The organism is Luteimonas sp. R10, assembly GCF_045689605.1.
Lineage (GTDB): Bacteria > Pseudomonadota > Gammaproteobacteria > Xanthomonadales > Xanthomonadaceae > Luteimonas.
The window spans coordinates 2,775,730-2,794,055 of record NZ_CP141262.1 but is presented as its reverse complement, the minus strand read 5'-3'; the positions used below and the strand labels follow the sequence as shown (position 1 = coordinate 2,794,055).

Below are 18,326 nucleotides of genomic sequence, written 5' to 3'. Positions count from 1 at the left end.
TACCTCAACGGCGGACCGCGTCGCCGATCGTCTCCGCGGCGCCGGCCAGCACGCGCCCGGCGTCCTGGACCGCGCCGCCGGAGCGTGCGGCGATGCTGCTGATGACCGACAACGCGCGGCCCATGGTCGGGCCGTTCGCGATCGAGCTGATCTTGTCGGCGTAGGACGGGTCGGTGGCATAGCCGGCGCGTTGCAGGGCACTGGCGAAGCGCCGCACGTCGCCGCCGGACTGTAGCGCGTGGCGGTAGCGCGGGTTGTTCTTCAGCATGCGCACGTAGTCGGCGAAGCTCTCTGCCGGCGAGTCGTAGGCTCGGAAGTCGGCGCGCTCGTTGTGGCGCACGCCGTTGCGGTATTCGTGGGTGTCGACGGTGGCGCGCGCGCCCTTCCAGCCGGTCGCCTTGATCCCGAACAGGTTGTTGGCGGTGGCGCCGTCGCCGCGGGCGATCATGCGCTTGCCCCAGCCGGTCTCCAGCGCCGCCTGGGCGACCAGCGCGCGCGCGTCCACGCCCAGCTCGCGTGCCGCCCGTTGCGCATGCGACCAGATCTTCGCGACGAACTGCTCCGGGCTGCGCGGCGGAAACGCCGTGGCTGCCTGGCCGGCGGGGGCTTCGGCCGCGGGCGCGCGTTCGGCGGCGGGCGCCGATTTCACCGCGCTTGCGGCGAGGATCCAGTCGCGCGGCGTCGATGGTTCCCCGGCCTCGCGGGTGCCGCCGTTGCGACCGGCGATCAGGTCGAGGACCTGCTCGACCGGACCGGCCGGCCATTCGTGCGATCGCGCCTGGGTGGACGGCTGCGCCGCGGGCGCGGACTGCAGCGGGTCGCGGCCGATGCCGTCCAGTGCATAGGCGCGCGCGGCTTTGGTGCGGTCTGCCGGCGTTGTCGCGCCGCCGCCGAGTTGGCGCGCGATCACCTCCGACAGGCCGAGGCCGCGGCCCGCGGTCATCGACTTGGCCAGTTGCTGGTCGTACATGTCGCGGAACAGCTGGTTCTCGCCGGGGAACAGCGCGTCGCCGAAGCTGGCGTCGCGCATGCTCTTGATCAGCATCTGCGCGAACACGCCCTCGAACTGGCGCGCGACCTCGTCGATGCGCGCGGCATCGGGACGGGCGGCCTGCTGCAGTTCGATGGGTGCCTCGATGCGCATCAGATCACCTCCAGCTCCGCGCGCAGCGCCCCGGCCTGCTTCAGCGCTTCCAGGATCGCGATCAGGTCGCCCGGAGCCGCGCCGACCGCGTTCACGGCGCGCACGATCTCGTCGAGCGAGGTGCCGCCGGCGAACTTGAACATCCGGCTTCCGGATTCGGACACGTCGACGCCGGAGCGCGGCGCGACCACGGTCTCGCCGCGGCCAAAGGCACCGGGCTGGCTGACGTCGATGCTCTCGGTGATGGTGACGGTGAGCGAGCCGTGCGAGATCGCCGCCGGCATCACCTGCACCTGCGAACCGATCACCACGGTGCCGGTGCGCGAGTTGACGATCACCTTGGCCGCGGCCACGCCGGGGGTCAGCTCGAGGTTTTCGACCTGGGCCAGGAAGCCGACCCGCGCGCTGGGGTCGTAGGGCGCGCGCACGGAGACGGTGACGCCGTCCATGGCGCGTGCGGTCCCGGGCCCGAACGCCGCGTCCAGCGCCTGCACCATGCGCGAGACGGTGGTGAAGTCGTTGCGGTTGAGGTTGAGGGTCAGCTCGCCGGCGTTCTCGAAGCCGCCGGGCACGGCGCGCTCCACCATGCCGCCATTGGGGATGCGCCCGACGCTGGGCACGTTGACCGAGACCCGTGAGCCGTCGCGTCCCTGGGCGCCGAATCCGCCGACCACCAGGCTGCCCTGGGCGATCGCGTAGACCTGCCCGTCGGCGCCCTTGAGCGGTGCCATCAGCAGGGTGCCGCCGCGCAGCGACACCGCATTGGCGACCGAGGAGACGGTGACGTCGAGGGTCTGGCCGGGTTTGGCGAACGGCGGCAGCTCGGCGTGGATCGCCACCGCCGCGACGTTCTTGAGCTGCGGGTTGACGTTGGAAGGCACCGTCACGCCGAGCTCGTTGAGCATGTTCTTCAGGCTCTGCACGGTGAAGGGCGCCTGGCTGGTGCGGTCGCCGCTGCCGTCCAGGCCGACCACCAGGCCGTAGCCGACCAGGGCGTTGCCGCGCACCCCGCCGACGCTGGCCAGGTCCTTGATCCGCTCGGCCTGGGCGGGCAGGGCGGCGAACAGCGCGGCGAGGGCCAGCAGCGTGGTGAGGCCGCCTGCCGGGAACGCGGGTCTTTTCAGCCTGCTCATCACCGTCATCCTGCTCAGTAGGGGTAGAGACGCGAGTTGAAGAACCGGCTCAGCCAGCCCATCGAGTTGGACTGGGCGATGGCGCCGCGGCCGCCGTAGGCGATGCGGGCATCGGCCACCCGGCCCGAAGGCACGGTGTTGTCCGGACCGATATCGGCCGGGCGCACGATTCCCTGAATCTGGACCAGCTCGTCGCCCTGGTTCAGGCGCATGTCCTTCTGGCCCTCGACCACCAGGTTGCCGTTGGGCAGCACGTCGACCACGGTCACGGTCAGCTGGCCCTGCAGCTTGTTGCTCTGGGCGCTGCGGCCGGTGCCGTCGAAGTCGCGGCCGCCGCTGACCGATGCACTGAGCACGTCGCGGCCGCCGATGGTCACCGGCGCGCCGAACACCGAAGGGGCCGCCAGGCTGAATTCGCTTTCCTTGCCGACGCTGGTGCTGGCGGCGGTCTGCGCGGTGGTGTTCTCGAGCAGGTTGATCGTCAGCAGATCGCCGATGCCGCGAGCGCGGCGGTCCGAGAACAGCGCCAGGCCGCCGCCGTTGCCGCCAGCCTGGTAGATCCCGCCGGCATTGGGGGCCGCGGCAGGGGTCGCCGCTTGCTGGCCGTAGGCGCCCGCCGGCGCCATCGGCTGGCCGTAGGCGCGGGCCAGCGGCGGGTAGGGCCGCATGTCGCCGGCGGCGGCGCAGCCTGCCAGCAGGACCGGGCAGAGTGCGGCGGTCAGCAGCCGCAGGTGGGATCGGGAGACGTTCATCGCGGCACTCAGACGTTGTTGTTGAGGTAACCGAGCATGGAGTCGGTGGTGGAGATGGCCTTGGCGTTCATTTCGTAGGCGCGCTGGGTCTCGATCATGCTCACCAGCTCCTCGACCACGTTGACGTTGCTGCCCTCCAGCGCACCTTGCTCGAGTGCGCCCAGGCCGTTCAGGCCGGGCGTGCCGTTCTGCGCGGGGCCGGACGCGGTGGTCTCGAGGTAGAGGTTCTCGCCGCGCGCCTGCAGGCCGGCGGGGTTGACGAAATCGGTCAGGGTGAGGGCGCCGATCTCCAGCGCCTGGGCCTCGCCGCTCATCTGCACGCTGATGGTGCCGTCGTTGCCGATGGTCACCGACTGCGCGCCCTCGGGCACCTGGATGCCGGGCTGCACCGGATAGCCACTGCTGGTGACCAGTTCGCCCTGGGCGCTGATCTGGAAGCTGCCGTCGCGGGTGTAGGCCGGGGTGCCATCGGGCATCAGCACTTCGAAGAAGCCGCGGCCGTTGACCATCACGTCGAGCGCGCGGCCGGTCTGCTGCGGGTTGCCTTGCTGGAAGTCCTTGGCGGTGGAGACCACGCGCACGCCGGTGCCGAGCTGCAGGCCGGACGGGAGCTGGGTCTGGTTGGAGGTGGCGCCACCCGGCTGGCGGACCTGCTGGTACAGCAGGTCCTCGAAGTTGGCGCGGTCGCGCTTGAAGCCGGTGGTGTTGGTATTGGCCAGGTTGTTGCTGACCACCGACATGCGCGTCTGCTGCGCGTCCAGCCCGGTCTTGGCGACCCAGAGTGCCTGGTTCATGGTGCGGTTCCTCGGGTGGGCGCCGTGGTGGCGCCGTTATCGGAGTGCTGCAAGTGGCGTGCCACGGCGCCGGGAATCGGGAATGGAGAATCGGAAGAGCCGAAGCGGCCGTGTCGATTCCCGATTCACGATTCCCCATTCCCGGCTTTTCAGCCCCCCAACCGCAGCAGGCTGTTCGCCGCCTGGGCGTTGTCGTCGCCGCGCTGGATCACCTTGACCTGCATCTCGAACTGGCGCTGCAGCTGGATCATCTGCACCAGCGCGCCGGCGGCGTCGACGTTGCTGCCCTCGAGCACGCCGGCGGTGAGGGCGTCGTCACCGCCCTGCGCCAGCGGCTGCGCCGGGTCGGTGTTGCGCATCAATCCGTCCAGCCCGCGCGCCAGGCGCTCCGGCGCGGCCTCGACCACGCGCAGCCTGCCGATCACCCCGAGGGTCTGCGGGCCCTCGCCGAGCGGCACGATCGAGACCGTGCCGTCCTGGCCGATGTCCAGCGCCTGGTGCGGCGGAATCGCCATCGGATTGCCGTTCTCGTCCAGCAGCGGCCGCCCTCCGGCGGTCACCAGCTGGCCGTTCGGCGTCACCGACAGGTTTCCGGCGCGGGTATAGGCCTCGCCGCCGTCGCCGGCCTGCACCGCCAGCCAGCGGTTCTGGTGCAGCGAGACGTCGAGCGGGTTGCCGGTGACCCGCTGCGAGCCGACCCGGGAGTTGTAGCCCTGGTCGACGTGCATCGCGTCGATCCGCGAGGCATGGCCGGCGCCCGGGATCCGGAACGACTCGGTATTGGCGAGCGCCGCCTTGAACCCGGCGGTATCGGCGTTGGCCAGGTTGTGGGACACGGTGCCCTGGGCCTGCAGCGACGCGCGGGCGCCGGTCATCGCGACGTAGAGTGCTTTGTCCATGAGGGCCGGGATTCGGGATTCGGGATTGGGGTTTGGGGACGGGGGGAGTGGGAGTCGCGCTTGCGAATCCCGAATCTCCAATCCCCAATCCCGGCTCTTATCTGATGTTGATGACGGTCTGCGTGACCTGGTCCTGGGTGGTGATCATCTGCGCGTTGGCCTGGAAGTTGCGCTGCGCAACGATCATGTTCACCAGCTGCGCGGTCAGGTCGACGGTGGACGATTCGAGGGCGCCGGACTGCACCTGGCCGAAGTCGGACGTGTCCGGGGCGCCGGTGCGCGGCGTGCCGGAACTGTAGCTCTCGGCCCAGGCATTGTTGCCCTGCGGCTGCAGGCCCTGCGGGTTGGTGAAGGTGGTCAGCGCCACCTGGCCCAGCGGGGTGTCGGCGCCGTTGGAATAGCGCGCGAACACCACGCCGTCGGCGGAGACGCTGATCTCGTTGAGCTTGCCGGCGGCATGACCGTCCTGGCGGGCGTCGCGCAGCTGGAAGCTCTCGCCGTACTGGCTGGACCCGGCCAGGTTGAGGGTCAGGTCGAGCACGCCGGCGCCGGTGGCCGGGGTGTAGGGGTCGAGATCGATGGAGCCGCCGGGCGGCGTCAGCAGCTCGCCCGAGTTCGAGAACTGCAGCGTGGTCGGCGCGCCGACCTGGATGCCGTCGACGAAGTTGTACGCCTGCCATTCGTTGGGAGTGGCGGTCTTGACGAAGTACGAGGTCTGCACATGGCTGACCCCCAGCGAGTCGAACACGTTGATGCCGCCGGTCGAGTGGTTGTAGCTGTTGGGTTCGTTGGGATCGAACGGCGCGATCGCCGGCGCGGCGGCGTTGCCGGGCAGGGTGAACATCACGTCCACGCTGCCGGTCTGGCGCGGCGGGCTGTCGGTGGTCAGCAGCTGCAGGTCGCCGAGGCGGCCGACGTCGAAGCCGTTGCCGTCGGCGCGTGGCGGGAAGACCTGCAGCCTGGCGCCGTCGGGGCTGATCACGTAGCCCTGGTTGCTGGTCTGGAAGTTGCCGGCGCGCGAGTACAGCGTCGCGCCGTTCTTGCTCAGGGTGAAGAAGCCCTCGCCCTCGATCGCCATGTCCAGGCTGCGCCCGGTCGGGTCGATGTTGCCCTGGGAGAACTGCTGGGCCACGTTGCTCACCCGCACGCCGGTGCCCACCGCGTTCCGTGACAGTCCGTAGTTGGTGTAGGAGAACAGGTCGGCGAACTCGGCGCGCGACTCCTTGAAGCCGGTGGTGTTGACGTTGGCGATGTTATTCGACGTGACGTTGAGGTCGGCGTTGGCCGCGTTGATGCCGGACAGCGAGGTATTGAAGCTCATGACGGACTCCGGTGGATGCTTGGAAGCGCTCAGCTGATGCGGAGCACGTGGTCGATGGGAGCGGTGCCGAGACCGCGCAGGTCGAGATACAGGCCGTCGGAACCGACGGTGACGCTTTCCACGCGCGCCTGAACGTAGCTGTCCAGCGCGGTGACATTGCCGGCGGGGTCGCCGTGCTTCGCGGCCACCGCGTACCTGCCGGGCGGCAGGCGGTTGCCGGCGGCGTCGTTGCCGTCCCAGGCGAACGCCACCTCGCCGGCCTTGCCGGCGGGGACGCTGATCTGCCGGACCGGCTGGCCATTGGCATCGGTGATCTCGAAGACCACGGTGCCGGGGCCGGGGGCCGCGACCACGCCGCTGGCGCCGCCGTCCTCGCCCAGCGCCAGGCTGCCCGAGGGCACCAGCACGTCGCGGCCGACGAGGGTGGCGCCGCGCATGATCTGCTCGGCGGTCTGCGCCGAGGCGAAGCCGCCGACGGCGCTGTTGAGGTCCTGGATGCCCTGGACCGTGGAAAACTGCGCGAGCTGGCCGAGGAAGGCGCTGTTCTCCATCGGCTTGAGCGGGTCCTGGTGCTTGAGCTGTTCGGTCATCAGGCGCAGGAAGTCGGCCTGGCCCATGGACTCGTCCTTCTTGTCGGCCTTGCCGGTGTTGGCGCCGGCCAGCCCGAGGCTGGCGTAGACATCGCTGGCGATGCTGCTCATGGGGGGGTCTCCGGGTGCGGGCTCAGCGGCCCATGCTCAGGGTGGCCAGGGCCAGCTCCTTGGCGGTATTGAGGACCTCGACGCCGGCCTGGTAGCTGCGCGAGGCGGAAATCAGGTTGACCATCTGCGCCACCGGGTCGACATCGGGCGAGTACACGTAGCCCTGTTCGTCGGCCAGCGGGTGGCCCGGCTCGTAGCGCTGGATCGGTGCGGCGTCGCTCTCGGCGATCGCCTTCACCTGTACCCCGGTGATGGTGGCGTCGGTCCTGCTGCGCACGGCCTGGAACACCGGTTCGATCGGGCGGTACACCGTGTCGGGCGATCCGGAGACGGAATCGGCGTTGGCGAGGTTGCTGGCCAGGGTGCTGAGCCGCACCGACTGCGCCTGCAGCGCGGAACCGGCGACGTCGAAGATCGGCAGGTTGCTCATGGCTTATTGCCCCGTGATGGCGGTGAGCATGGTGCGCACCTTGGATTCGAGGAAGCTGAGCGAGGCGCGGTACTCCAGCGCCGCGCGGCCGTAGGCCGCGCGCTCGGCGTCGGGGTCGACGGTGTTGCCGTCGAGACTGGGCTGGGTGGCCTGGCGCGCGAACTGGAACGGCAGCAGCCCCTCCAGCGCGCCGCCGGCCAGGTGGCCCTCGCGGGTCGGGGCGGGCGCCTGCCTGGCGCTGCCGGCGGCGGCCAGCGCGGCGTTGAAGTCGAGGTCCTGGGCGCGATAGCCGGGGGTGTCGACGTTCGCCAGGTTGCTGGCGATCAGCTTCATGCGCTGCTCGCGCAGCGGCAGGGCATCGGCCTGCAGCCCGAGATAGGACGAGATCGGATTGTTCATGGCAGCCTCCGGCAGACCTGTGCCGGGGAAGCTGCAAGCGCCGTGCCAGCGGCGTGTCTGGAGTCCGGCGCCGGCGATCCGGCGCGGGGGCCGGCGTACCCACCGGTGGGCGCGGCGAAACGAGCGTGGCGAGTCAACGGCGAAGCCGGCCCGAAGAGCAGCCTGCCCGTGCCCGATACGGCGGTGAGCCGCGCAGCGGCGCGTCAAGTCGCGGCACCGCGGATCGCCCGGGCGGCGGCGGGATCCGCCGCGCGCGGCGCAATCCTCAGGCGGCGGCCTGGCGGCTGCGGATGCGCTCGGCGACCTCGCGCAGCCGCGTCAGCACGCGTGCGGCGAGGTCGTGCGGGCTGTACTTCGGCACGAAGGCGTTGGCGCCGACCTGCTCGACCATGGAGTTGTTGAACACGCCGGACAACGAGGTGTGCAGCAGCACGTACATCCCGGCCAGTCCGGGATGGCGACGGATTTCCGTCGTCAGGGTGTAGCCGTCCATCGCCGGCATTTCGATGTCGGAGATGACCATGGCGTAGCGTTCGCCGGGGTCCTCGCCGCCGACGTGGATCTGCAGCAGGTGCTCGAGCGCCTGGCGGCCGTCGGAGAGCAGGGTGGCGCCGACGCCAAGCTGGTCGAGCACGCTGCGGATCTGCTGTCGCGCCACCCGTGAATCGTCCACGACCAGCACCTGCATCGGCGGCGCGTCGTCCGGCAGGGTCATCTCCGGCGACAGACTGGCGTCCATCCGCGTCTGCGCGATCTCGGCCAGGATGCTCTCCACGTCCAGGACCTGGATCAGGGCATCCTGGAAGCGCGTCACCGCGGTGAGATAGCTGCTTTCCACGCCCAGCTCCGGCGGTGGATGGATGTCCTCGACGGCGATGTTGACGATACGTTCGACCTCGCTGACCAGGAATCCCTGCACCGAGCGGTTGAACTCGGTCACCACCAGATAGGCGGGCGCCGCATCGGCGCCGTCGCCGCGTTCGGGATGGCCGATCGCCAGGCCGAGGTCGAGCACCGGCACCGAGCGCCCGCGGACGTCGGCCACGCCGGCGAACTGCGGTGGCAGGCCCGGCAGCTGGAACAGCGTCGGGCGACGCAGCACTTCCCGCACCTTGAACACGTTGACGCCAAAAAGCTGGCGGCCGCCGAGGCGGAACAGCAGCAGCGCCAGCCGATTGTGGCCGGCCAGGCGGGTGCGCTGGTCGATGCGGTTGAGCAGGTCCTGGGGCATGCCCGCGGTATCGGCGTCGGCCGTCGGGACTTGAGGCGGACGCGCGCCGCCGTGCGGCACGCCGCTTGCACCGACACCGGCATATCCACCGCCCGGAGGCGCCGATGTCGCGGCCGCTGTCAAGATTTGCGATTCGACTGCCACTCATGCTGTTGGCGCTGCTGCCGACGATGCTGTGGGCCGATGTCGCGTTCCAGCCCGTGGAGTCGATCCGCGAGGCGGCGCTGGGCGCGCTCGGCAGCGATGCCGAGGCCGAGGCGACCCTGGATCCGGCGTTGCGCATGCCGCGTTGTGCGGGGGCGCTGGAGGCGCGACCGGGCGCCGGCACCACCGTGGAGGTCTCCTGCCCGGACGGCTGGCGCCTGTACGTGCCGGTCCGGATCCGTCGCAGCCAGACCGTGCTGGTGCTGGCCCGGGGCGTGGCCGCCGGCGAGGTGATCGACGCCGGCATGCTGGCGCCGGAGACGCGCGACGGCGCCCGCATCGTCGGCGCGGCGCTGTCCGATCCGGCTTCGGCCATCGGCCGGGTGGCGCGCCGCGCGCTGTCGGCAGGCAGCCTGTTGTCTGCGCGCGACGTGGTGGCGCCGCGGCTGGTGCGGCGCGGCGACATCGTGCCGCTGGTCTCGGGAGCGGGCGGGGTGGAGGTCACGATGACCGGGCGCGCCCTGGCCGATGCCGGCGAGAACGAGCGGGTCAGTGTCGAGAACCTATCCTCGCGGCGGGTGGTGCAGGGCACGGTGACCGCCGACGGCGCGGTGCTGGTGGCGCGGTGACGGCCGGCGCCAATCCGGCCTAAAGTCTGCCGATCGGACGCCGATAACCATCACGTACCCGTATCCAGGACGCCATCCCATGAGCCAGAAGATCGAAGGCAGCCCGTCGCCGGCAGTGGTCCGGGGCACCGGCCCCGCGGCGGCCGGGCAGGCGACGCGTGCCGGCGCCGAACGGACACGCCCGGTGGAGGCCGTCGCCGCCGGCGACAGCGTGCGCCTGACCGGAGAGGCCGCGGGGCTGCAGGCCCTGCAGCGCGAAGTGGCCGCCGCTCCGGCGATCGATCAGGGCCGGGTCGAGGCGGTGCGCGAGGCGCTGCAGAACGGCAGCTACAAGATCGACCCCGAGGCGATCGCCTCGCGCATGCTCGATCTCGACCGACAACTGGAGGGCTGATGGCCTGCGCCGACGCCAGCCTGGACCGCCTGGCCGCGGCGCTCGTGGAGGAGCGCCGCGCGCTGCTCGAGCACGACGTCGAGGCGCTGATGACCTCGACCCAGGCCAAGCTCGCCGCGCTGCGCGCGCTCGAGCATCATTCCGACGACGACATCGCCGCGCGCCTGGCCGAGCTGGCCGAGGCCAACCGCGCCAACGGCGCGCTGCTGGCGCGGCGCCGGCGCGAGGTGAACTGGGCGCTGCGCCACCTCGGTCGCAGTGAAAGCGGCTCGCAGTACGACGCCCGCGGCCGCGCCGATGTCGTACATGCAACGCGCCGGCTCGCCGTCGCCTGAACCCGGCCGTTCCGGCCGCGCGGACGATTGCACGTAGAATGCCGGTCGCCCTTGTTGTTTCCCGGCGCCGTGACGCATTCCGAAGAACCCGCACCAGATCCCGCACTCCCGCCGCAACCGATGCTGCTGTGGACCCTCGCCGAACTGCGCGAGGGCGTGCTGCTGTGCGATCCGGACGGGAGCCGCATCTACGCCAATCCGGCGGCGGACATCCTGTGCCGTTCGCACCCGTTGTGGAGCGAGCAGGGGCTGCGCCTGGACGACATGCTGCCGCCGGACGCGCTGCGGCAAGCCGGGGAGGGCAAGGTCTGGAGCGACTACGTGCCGTTTGGCGAGGGGCGCATGCTGGCGGCGCGGCTGTCGTTGTGCAGCGAGGGCGGCAGCCATTACCTGCTGCTCCTGCAGGACCCGGGCCTGGTCCGCGATGACCAGGACCTGCTGCGCCGTCACGCCGAACTCAACGTCCGCCTGACCGCCGCACAGGAGAAACTGCTGCAGGCCGAGAAGATGGCTTCGATCGGCCAGCTCGCCGCCGGCGTGGCGCATGAAATCAACAACCCGATCGGCTACGTGCACTCCAACCTCGGCAGCCTGCAGGAATACCTGAGCAGCCTGTTCGCGCTGATCGACGCCTACGAACGCGCGCTGCGCTCGCCGGACCCGCAGGCGCAGCTGGCCGAGATCGACCAGACCCGCGAGCGGCTGGACATCGACTTCATCAGCCGCGACCTGCCGCAACTGATGACCGAGTCGCGCGAGGGGATCGAGCGCGTCACCCGCATCGTCCGCGACCTCAAGGACTTCTCGCGGTCCGACCGCGACAGCGCGTGGAAGCTCGCCGACCTGCATGCCGGGCTCGACTCGACCATCAACATCGTCTGGAACGAGTTGCGCTACAAGGCCGACCTGGAGAAGCGCTACGGCGAGCTGCCGCTGGTCGAATGCCTGCAGTCGGAGCTCAACCAGGTGTTCATGAATCTGCTGCTCAATGCCGGCCAGGCGATCGCCGAGCGCGGCGTGATCACCGTGAGCAGCGGGCGGAAGGGCGATGAAGTGTGGGTGGAGATTGCCGACACCGGCGGCGGCATCCACGAGGAGATGCTGCAGCGCATCTTCGACCCGTTCTTCACCACCAAGCCTGTCGGCACCGGAACCGGGCTGGGGCTCTCGATTTCGTACGGCATCGTCGCCAAGCACCACGGGCGGATCGAGGTCGACAGCGTGTCCGGCGAGGGATCCCGGTTCCGGGTGTCGCTGCCGGTGCGTCAGCCGCAGGGATGAGCCGCCCCGGGCCGGCTCAGCGCGCGACGCCGCGCGCGTACTGTTTCTCGTAGGTGGCGAACGCCTGGCGGATGTGTTCGCGCAGTTCGCGGTCGTCCCAGGGCTTGGTCAGGAACCGGTAGATCGCGCCGCGGTTGATCGCATCGGTGACCGTGGCCAGGTCGGTATAGCCCGACAGCACCAGGCGGATGGTGTCCGGATACAGCATCTTCACCCGCCCGAGGAACTCGGTGCCGTCCATTTCCGACATGCGCTGGTCGGAGAGGATCACCTGCACGTCATTGGTGGCGAGCAGGCCGAAGGCGTCCCGGACGTTGCCGGCGGCCAGGATCCGGTACCCATCGCGGCGGAACAGCCGTACCAGCGACCGCAGTACGTTCTCCTCGTCGTCGACCAGCAGCAGCGTGCGGTCCGGCGTGGCCGGGGCGAACAGTTCCGGTCGCAGGTAGCGGCGCCGTAGCGCCTGGCCGGCCGCCTCCGCGTCCATCGGCTCGCCGAACAGATAGCCCTGGAAGATGTCGCAGTCGCTGCGGCGCAGGAATCCGAGCTGGGCCTCGGTCTCGACGCCGTTGGCGAGCACCTTCATCCCCAGTTGATGGCCCATCGCGATGATCGCGCGGACGATCGCGGTCTCGCGGTTGCCCGCGGGCGCGCTCCTGATGAAGCTGCGGTCGATCTTGAGCATGTCGGCCGGATAGCGGACCAACGAGCCGAGGCTGGAATCGCCGGTGCCGAAGTTGTCCAGGCTCAGGCCCACGCCTTCGTGGCGCAGCGCCATCACCGCCTCGTAGACGGTATTGACGTCGTTGTTGAGTGCGCTTTCATTGATCTCCAGCACGATCCCGGCCGGCGGCAGGCCCGCATTCTTGATCCGCGCCAGCAGGTTGTTGACGAAATCCGGCTCGAGCAGCTGCAGCGTCGAGACGTTGACGCCGATGAAGAAATCGTCGAAGCCCTGCTCCCGCCACGCACGCGCCTGTCCGATCACGCGCTCCAGCACCCAGTCGCCGATCTGCACGATCACGCCGAGGCGTTCGGCCGTCGGCATGAAGCGCTCGGGCAGCAGCATCCCCAGGTCGCGCGACTGCCAGCGCAGCAGCGCCTCCATGCCGACCACGCGCCCGTCGCGGGCGCTGATCTTGGGCTGGTAGCGCATCCTCAGCTCGCCGTTGGGCACCGCATCGATGATCTGCCGGCTGATGATGCCTTCGCTGTGCAGCGTCTCTCCGAAGCGCTCCGCGTAGAACTGCACCGGTTCGCCGGCCGGGTGCGGGGTCTGGCGCACCGCCGTCTCCGCCTGGTGCAGCAACGTCGAGGCGTCGAGTGCCTGCTGCGGGCACAGGCTCGCTCCGATCTTGGCGCTGAGAAACAGCGTGTACGGCAGGACCGACAACGGCAGTTCGATTTCGCCCAGCAGCTCTTCCGCGACCTCCGTCGGCGGGGAGGATCCGGCGGGGAACGGGATCGCGGCGACGAACTCGTCGCTGCCGTGCCGCCACAGGTGGCCACGACGGCCGAGGCGCAAGGAGAGGCGTTCGGCGACCAGTTGCAGGGCCTGGTTGCCGACGTCGATCCCCATGTTGTGATTGATCGAGGCGAAATGCTCGATGTCGATGTGCAGCAGCATCAGCCAGGCGCCGCCGCCGGCCGCGGCTTCGACCATGGATGCGAGCGCCGGGTGGCCGGCGCCGAGACGCGCCACCTGGGCCTGCGGGGGAGGCGAATCCTGCATGAGGAACATCTAGCGGCGGCCGCCCCGGTCCGTTTCAGCGGCGCCATAGGGCAGCCATGCCCGGACACGGGTGCCCGACCCGCCGGACGACTCGATCCGCAGGAGTCCGCCCGCCGAGCGCGCGCGTTCGCGCATGATCGCCAGTCCCAGCCCGTGCGCCGGGGCCTGCCCGAAGCCTGCGCCGTCGTCGTGCACCTCCAGGCGCAGCTGCCCGTCCTCATCGCGCAGAACCAGAACCGTCGAGCGCGCGCGGGAATGCCGGAGCACGTTGGCGAGCGCCTCCTGGGCGATGCGGAAACAGGCCTGTTCGACTTCTCGCGACGGCCGCCTGGGCAGCGGCTCGATCCGCAGCTCGACCGGCATCCCGGCGCTTCGGAACAGCTGCATGGCATGTCCGCGCAATGCCGCTTCAAGGCCGAGCGCGTCGAGTTGCGGCGGCCGCAGCAGCGTCGAGATGCCGCGCAACTTTTCGACGGTACTGTCCGCCAGTTCGACGATGCCGGCCAGGTCGTCGCGGCGACGGTCGGCGTCGATCTCCTCCATTGCCGCGCTCGCCGACAGCTTCATCGCCGTGATCGACTGGCCGACGTCATCGTGCAGGTCGCGCGAGACGGCGCGGCGTTCCTCTTCCTGCAGCGAGAACAACCGACCCGCCACCGCCTGCAGTTCGCGGTTGCGGAGCGCCAGCGCATCGCGCATCCGTTCTGGTTCCGTGAGGTCGCGTACGATCAGCAGCTTGCAGGGCCGTCCAGCGTAGCGGACATCGCGTGCGGACAGCGACGCATTGAACAGGCTGCCATCGCGGCGGCGCATGCGCGGCGCCGGCATCGGCACGGTGTCCGCACCGTCTTGTGCATCGGTGCCGGCGTCGAGCAGCGCCAGCAGGCGCTGCATGGCGCCGTCCTCGACCAGCGCGGACAGCGCCTCGCCGGCGAGGCGGTCGGCCGGATAGCCGAATTGCGCCGCGCAGGCGGGATTGGCGTAGTGCACTTCGTCGCCGGCGATCAGCATCACGCCGTCGGGGAGGATGTGCATCAGTTCTCGGAACTGATCCTCGCGCTGCTGCGACTGCATGACGTGTTCGGTGCCGTCGACCGTGGACCTTGCGGCGCGGCCAGCATTCATGCGCATCCCTGATCATCTGCCCTGCAACTTCGCGAGTTTACCCGCTAGGGCGTGCGGCCGCGTTCATTCCCGCCGCACGCGGTCGCGGCCACGCAAAATCGAACCGTCGTCGCATCCGCGGACGGCGGGACATGCGCCCGATCGGACGCAGCATGACTCCGGTGCAGGCGCCGCGGCAAATGAGAAGGGTGGGATCGCCTGAACGGCTGCATGCGCTGGGCCCCCAGATGCCCGACGGCACCGTCGCCTGCACCCCAGTGCGCCGGACCAGGCGGCGCCAGCCGCTCGCAGGCGGTGGCGGCCGCACCGGCAGCCGGCTCGGTCAGGACCAGCTCGGTCAGAACAGCTCCACTGTGCCGGTGCCCATGTTCTCCTGGGTGACGGGCTTGTGCGGCGGAGCCTCCCAGGTGCCCCTCATCTCGCGCAGGCGCTGACCGATCCGTTCCAGTGCACGCACCATCTCGTGATCGAACACGCCGCCGTTGCGGTGCAGGAGCTCCTGCAGTTCGAGGGCTTCGCGATTGATCGCGTTCAGCCGCTCCAGGTGGGAGTGGACCCCGCCCAGAGCCTGGGTGGCGATGTCCTCGAACTGCAACGCACGCACGGCGTCCGCGACGCTGACGTCGATGTCGCGGCCGCACTCGGAGATCTCGCGCATGCTCTCGCCCAGCGAGCGGTTGATCGCGGCGACCTGGTCGAGCATGGTCGCGGCTTCCAGGCGCGCGTCGCGCGAGCGGTCCATGTCGCGCGAGGCCATGTGCGAAACGGTCTCGCGCACCTTGGCGATCGCGTCCTTGGAACTGTGCGCCAGTTTGCGGATCTGCTCGTTGAAGGCGGTCGAGCGTTCGGAGAGGTTGCGCACCTCGTCGGCAACCACGGCGAAGCCGCGACCCGCCTCGCCGGCGCGCGCCGCCTCGATCGCGGCGTTCAGCGCCAGCAGGTTGGTCTGGTCGGCGATCGACTTGACGTCCTCCAACAGCGAGAAGATCCCGTCCAGGTGTGCGGCCATTTCGTCGATGTGGGCGACGGTGGCGCCGCTCTGGCCGCTGACCTGCTCGAGTGCCTCGACCAGCTGTTCCATGCGCTGGCTCGCATGCTGCGCGAAACGCGCCACGCCGGCGCCGCCCCCGTCCTGGTCTCCGGTGTGGTCGATGATGCGCGCCATCGCCACGCTCTGCTGGCGCGACTTGCGGTTCATCGCCTCGAAACTGCTGCCGAGGCCGCCGACGGCCTGGCGGATCAGCCCGCGTGCACGTTCGACCTCCTGGCGCGAGCCGTCGATTTCGGCGCCGACGAACTGGCGCAGTTCGGTCAACAGCTGGTCCTGTTCGCGCATCGCCTTCGCGTGCTCAGGCGAGTGGCGGCCTTCGCGGGCGACGATCCACCAGGCAAAGGCCAGCCAACTGGCCGTCATCGTGATCAGAACCGCCCAGGTCACCGGAGCGAGGCCGTAGAACCCGACGGCGGCCGGCACCAGCGTCGTCAGCACTACAGGGGCGGCCAGGCGGATCAGGATGCGAGGGTACATGGGGGCTCTCTGCAGATTCTTGATCGCGGTATCGGCGCCGCCCCCACCATCTTTAGGTTCCGGACCCGCTGCATTCACATGCGCGGTCCGCGAGTACCGGGCGCCGGTACACGAGAAAGCGCCGGCCCGTTCCCGCTGTGGGCGCTCAGGCCAGTCGACGCTCGAGTGCCTCGAGCATGCCGCGACGCGAGAGCAGGAGGTGCCACTGGCTGCCGCCGAGCTGGCGCCACAGCACGGCAGAGCGCACGGCGGCCAGCAGCAGGGCGCGGATCTCGGCGACCACCGGCGCCTGTCCGAGGTAGTGGGGCGTCCCCTGGACCATGACCCGCGGGCGCAACCGGCTGATCGTGTCGGCATACAGCGTGCCGAGGGAGGCCAGCACGTCGGGGTGGATGCTGCCGCTGGCCTGCGCCTGCGGCGCGATGGCCGCGATCCCGCGGCCGACCGCTTCGACCGTGTCCGGTTCGCGGACGAAACGACGCTCCAGGCGCATCACCGCCAGTGCCAGCCGCGGTAGTGCATCATCGCTCGGGCCCTGGTTGCCGAGATAGTCGTGCAGCACGCGCATGCCCGGCCGCAGCCGCTCGGCTCCGCCGTAGACGCCCTCGACGGAATCGGCATCGATCCGGAAAATGCCGTCGAGCACCGCCTCGCTGGCGTCGCCGTTGGACTGGCCGGTCTCGGCGGTGGACCGCACTTGCTGCAGGGCCTGTGCCATCGCCGCCAGCGGCAGTACCCGATCATCGAATTGGTTGCTCATGCGCGCAGTTTACCCGCTGCGGCCTCTGCGGCCGGCGTGTCGGTGGCGGCGATGACCGCGCCTCCCAGGCAGATATCGCCGCGATAGAGGACCAGCGACTGCCCGGGGGTGACCGCGCGCTGGGGCTGGGCGAACACGACCTCGAGGCTGCCGTCCGCGGCAACGGCGACCTCGCAGGCCTGGTCCTGCTGGCGATAGCGGGTCTGCGCGGTACAGGCGAAGCGTCGCGCGGGCGGGGCGCCGGCGATCCAGTGCGCGGCCTCGGTGCGGGTCGTCGTCGACATCAGCCAGCGGCTGTCGCGCTGCTGGTCGACGACCAGGACGTTGCGTGGCACGTCCTTGCCGACCACGTACCACGGCGCGGGCGCGAAGCCGCGCACGCCGCCCAGCTGCAATCCCTCGCGCTGCCCGAGGGTGAAATAGAACACGCCGGGATGCTCGCCGACCACGCGTCCGTCGGGCGTGTGGATTTCGCCGGGCCGGGCCGGCAGGTAGCGTGCCAGGAAGCTGCGGAAATCGCGCTCGCCGATGAAGCAGATCCCGGTGGAGTCCTTCTTCGCCGCGGTGGGTAGCCCGGCGTCGCGCGCGATCGCGCGCACGTCCCGCTTGGGCAGCTCGCCGAGCGGGAATGCGGTCGCCGCCAGCTGCGACTGGCCGAGCTGGTGCAGGAAGTAGCTCTGGTCCTTGTCGCGATCGCGCGCGCGCAGCAGCCGCCAGTCGCCGCTGTCGCCGTCGATGCGCGCGTAATGGCCGGTGGCGATGCGTTCGGCGCCCAGCTCGCGGGCGGCGTCGAGGAAGTGCTTGAACTTCACCTCGCGGTTGCACAGCACGTCCGGGTTCGGGGTGCGGCCGGCGGCGTACTCGGCCAGGAAGTGCTCGAACACTTCCTGCCAGTACTCGGCCGAGAAATCGCGGAAGTGGATCGGGATGCCGAGCCGGCCGCAGACCGCGACGGCGTCGCGGCGGTCGTCCGCGGCGCGGCAGTCGCCGCTGCCGTCGTCGGCCCAGTTCTGCATGAACAGCCCGGCCACGGGTTCGCCGGCCTCGCGCAGCAGCAGGGCGGCGACCGACGAGTCGACGCCGCCGGACATGCCGACGATCGTGCGCGGCGCTTTCATGCCAGCTGCTGCAGCAGGTCGAGCGAGTGGCGGCGGCCGGCGAGGAAGTCGGCGGCGGCCTGCCAGACCAGCGGGCTGCGGTGCCGGTCCTGGGCCTGCTGCAGCTCCGCCGGGGTCATCCACAGGGCGCGGACGATGCCGTCGTCGAGCCGGAGCGCCGGGTCGTGGGCGACCGGTTCGGCGGCGAACGCGAAGCGCAGGTAGTGGCGGCCGCCGCTGCCGTCCGGGGCGGCCGGCGCCCGCCACTGGTAGGCGCCGACGAAGGCGGTCAGGCGTACGGTCCAGGCGGTTTCCTCGCGGGTCTCGCGCAGCGCCGCCTGCAGCAGGCTCTCCTCCGGCTCCAGGTGGCCGGCGGGCTGGTTGAGGACCAGGGCGCCGCCGACCCGCTCTTCCACGCACAGCAGGCGGCCGTCGCGGACCACCACCGTGGCGACGGTCACGTCGGGCTGCCAGAACCTGCCTTCGCGGTAACTCAC

20 protein-coding genes are annotated in these 18,326 nt (G+C 70.4%); 4 read left to right on the top strand and 16 right to left on the bottom strand.

Annotated features, from left to right (window positions below; genetic code table 11):
- Positions 1-4 precede the first annotated feature (4 nt).
- The 10 genes from flgJ to U3649_RS12195 all read right to left on the bottom strand — a co-directional run bounded on the left by flgJ (position 5) and on the right by U3649_RS12195 (position 8,804).
- Positions 5-1,144 (bottom strand): flagellar assembly peptidoglycan hydrolase FlgJ, encoded by a 1,140-nt coding sequence (flgJ, locus tag U3649_RS12240; protein ID WP_407351600.1) that lies wholly within the window; start codon positions 1,142-1,144, stop codon positions 5-7.
- Positions 1,144-2,277, bottom strand: a complete 1,134-nt coding sequence (locus U3649_RS12235; protein WP_407351599.1) for a flagellar basal body P-ring protein FlgI — start codon at positions 2,275-2,277, stop codon at positions 1,144-1,146. The genes flgJ and U3649_RS12235 overlap by 1 nt, the downstream gene beginning before the upstream one ends.
- Before the next feature lie 14 nt (positions 2,278-2,291).
- Positions 2,292-3,029, bottom strand: coding sequence for a flagellar basal body L-ring protein FlgH (flgH, locus tag U3649_RS12230; RefSeq protein ID WP_407351598.1), 738 nt, complete (start codon positions 3,027-3,029; stop codon positions 2,292-2,294).
- Positions 3,030-3,037: 8 nt separating this feature from the next.
- Complete coding sequence (flgG, locus tag U3649_RS12225; protein WP_407351597.1) at positions 3,038-3,823, bottom strand: flagellar basal-body rod protein FlgG; 786 nt, start codon at positions 3,821-3,823, stop codon at positions 3,038-3,040.
- Between the two features lie 149 nt (positions 3,824-3,972).
- Positions 3,973-4,722, bottom strand: a complete 750-nt coding sequence (locus U3649_RS12220; protein ID WP_407351596.1) for a flagellar basal body rod protein FlgF — start codon at positions 4,720-4,722, stop codon at positions 3,973-3,975.
- A gap of 97 nt (positions 4,723-4,819) precedes the next feature.
- A complete protein-coding gene (flgE, locus tag U3649_RS12215) occupies positions 4,820-6,043 on the bottom strand; it encodes a flagellar hook protein FlgE (RefSeq protein WP_407351595.1) in 1,224 nt (407 codons plus the stop codon).
- Between the two features lie 29 nt (positions 6,044-6,072).
- Positions 6,073-6,744 carry a flagellar hook capping FlgD N-terminal domain-containing protein gene (locus U3649_RS12210; protein WP_407351594.1) on the bottom strand — a complete coding sequence of 224 codons (672 nt, stop codon included), beginning with the start codon at positions 6,742-6,744 and terminating at the stop codon, positions 6,073-6,075.
- A gap of 22 nt (positions 6,745-6,766) precedes the next feature.
- Complete coding sequence (flgC, locus tag U3649_RS12205) at positions 6,767-7,174, bottom strand: flagellar basal body rod protein FlgC (protein WP_407351593.1); 408 nt, start codon at positions 7,172-7,174, stop codon at positions 6,767-6,769.
- A 3-nt stretch (positions 7,175-7,177) separates the two neighbouring features.
- Positions 7,178-7,573, bottom strand: coding sequence for a flagellar basal body rod protein FlgB (gene flgB, locus U3649_RS12200; RefSeq protein ID WP_407351592.1), 396 nt, complete (start codon positions 7,571-7,573; stop codon positions 7,178-7,180).
- 265 nt (positions 7,574-7,838) lie between these two features.
- Entirely contained in the window at positions 7,839-8,804 is a 966-nt protein-coding gene (locus U3649_RS12195; protein ID WP_407351591.1) for a chemotaxis protein, read from the bottom strand.
- A gap of 131 nt (positions 8,805-8,935) precedes the next feature.
- On the opposite strand from U3649_RS12195, the gene flgA reads away from it, so the two are divergent.
- The 4 genes from flgA (at position 8,936) to U3649_RS12175 (ending at position 11,587) form a co-directional block, all read left to right on the top strand.
- Complete coding sequence (gene flgA / locus U3649_RS12190) at positions 8,936-9,577, top strand: flagellar basal body P-ring formation chaperone FlgA (RefSeq protein ID WP_407354608.1); 642 nt, start codon at positions 8,936-8,938, stop codon at positions 9,575-9,577.
- A gap of 79 nt (positions 9,578-9,656) precedes the next feature.
- Positions 9,657-9,971: a flagellar biosynthesis anti-sigma factor FlgM gene (gene flgM / locus U3649_RS12185; RefSeq protein ID WP_407351590.1), complete on the top strand. Its 315-nt coding sequence runs from the start codon at positions 9,657-9,659 to the stop codon at positions 9,969-9,971.
- Positions 9,971-10,306 (top strand): flagellar protein FlgN, encoded by a 336-nt coding sequence (locus tag U3649_RS12180; protein ID WP_407351589.1) that lies wholly within the window; start codon positions 9,971-9,973, stop codon positions 10,304-10,306. The genes flgM and U3649_RS12180 overlap by 1 nt, the downstream gene beginning before the upstream one ends.
- Positions 10,307-10,426: 120 nt before the next feature.
- A complete protein-coding gene (locus tag U3649_RS12175) occupies positions 10,427-11,587 on the top strand; it encodes an ATP-binding protein (RefSeq protein WP_407351588.1) in 1,161 nt (386 codons plus the stop codon).
- 16 nt (positions 11,588-11,603) lie between these two features.
- Here U3649_RS12175 and U3649_RS12170 read toward each other — a convergent pair whose 3' ends face one another.
- The 6 genes from U3649_RS12170 to U3649_RS12145 all read right to left on the bottom strand — a co-directional run bounded on the left by U3649_RS12170 (position 11,604) and on the right by U3649_RS12145 (position 18,326).
- Positions 11,604-13,319 carry an EAL domain-containing protein gene (locus U3649_RS12170; RefSeq protein ID WP_407351587.1) on the bottom strand — a complete coding sequence of 572 codons (1,716 nt, stop codon included), beginning with the start codon at positions 13,317-13,319 and terminating at the stop codon, positions 11,604-11,606.
- 9 nt (positions 13,320-13,328) lie between these two features.
- Entirely contained in the window at positions 13,329-14,444 is a 1,116-nt protein-coding gene (locus U3649_RS12165) for a histidine kinase (RefSeq protein ID WP_407351586.1), read from the bottom strand.
- Between the two features lie 337 nt (positions 14,445-14,781).
- A complete protein-coding gene (locus U3649_RS12160) occupies positions 14,782-15,972 on the bottom strand; it encodes a methyl-accepting chemotaxis protein (RefSeq protein ID WP_407351585.1) in 1,191 nt (396 codons plus the stop codon).
- Positions 15,973-16,117: 145 nt separating this feature from the next.
- Positions 16,118-16,732, bottom strand: a complete 615-nt coding sequence (gene hflD / locus U3649_RS12155; protein WP_407351584.1) for a high frequency lysogenization protein HflD — start codon at positions 16,730-16,732, stop codon at positions 16,118-16,120.
- Positions 16,729-17,850 (bottom strand): tRNA 2-thiouridine(34) synthase MnmA, encoded by a 1,122-nt coding sequence (mnmA, locus tag U3649_RS12150; protein WP_407351583.1) that lies wholly within the window; start codon positions 17,848-17,850, stop codon positions 16,729-16,731. The genes hflD and mnmA overlap by 4 nt, the downstream gene beginning before the upstream one ends.
- Positions 17,847-18,326: an NUDIX hydrolase gene (locus tag U3649_RS12145; protein ID WP_407351582.1), complete on the bottom strand. Its 480-nt coding sequence runs from the start codon at positions 18,324-18,326 to the stop codon at positions 17,847-17,849. Before U3649_RS12145 ends, mnmA begins: the two co-directional genes overlap by 4 nt.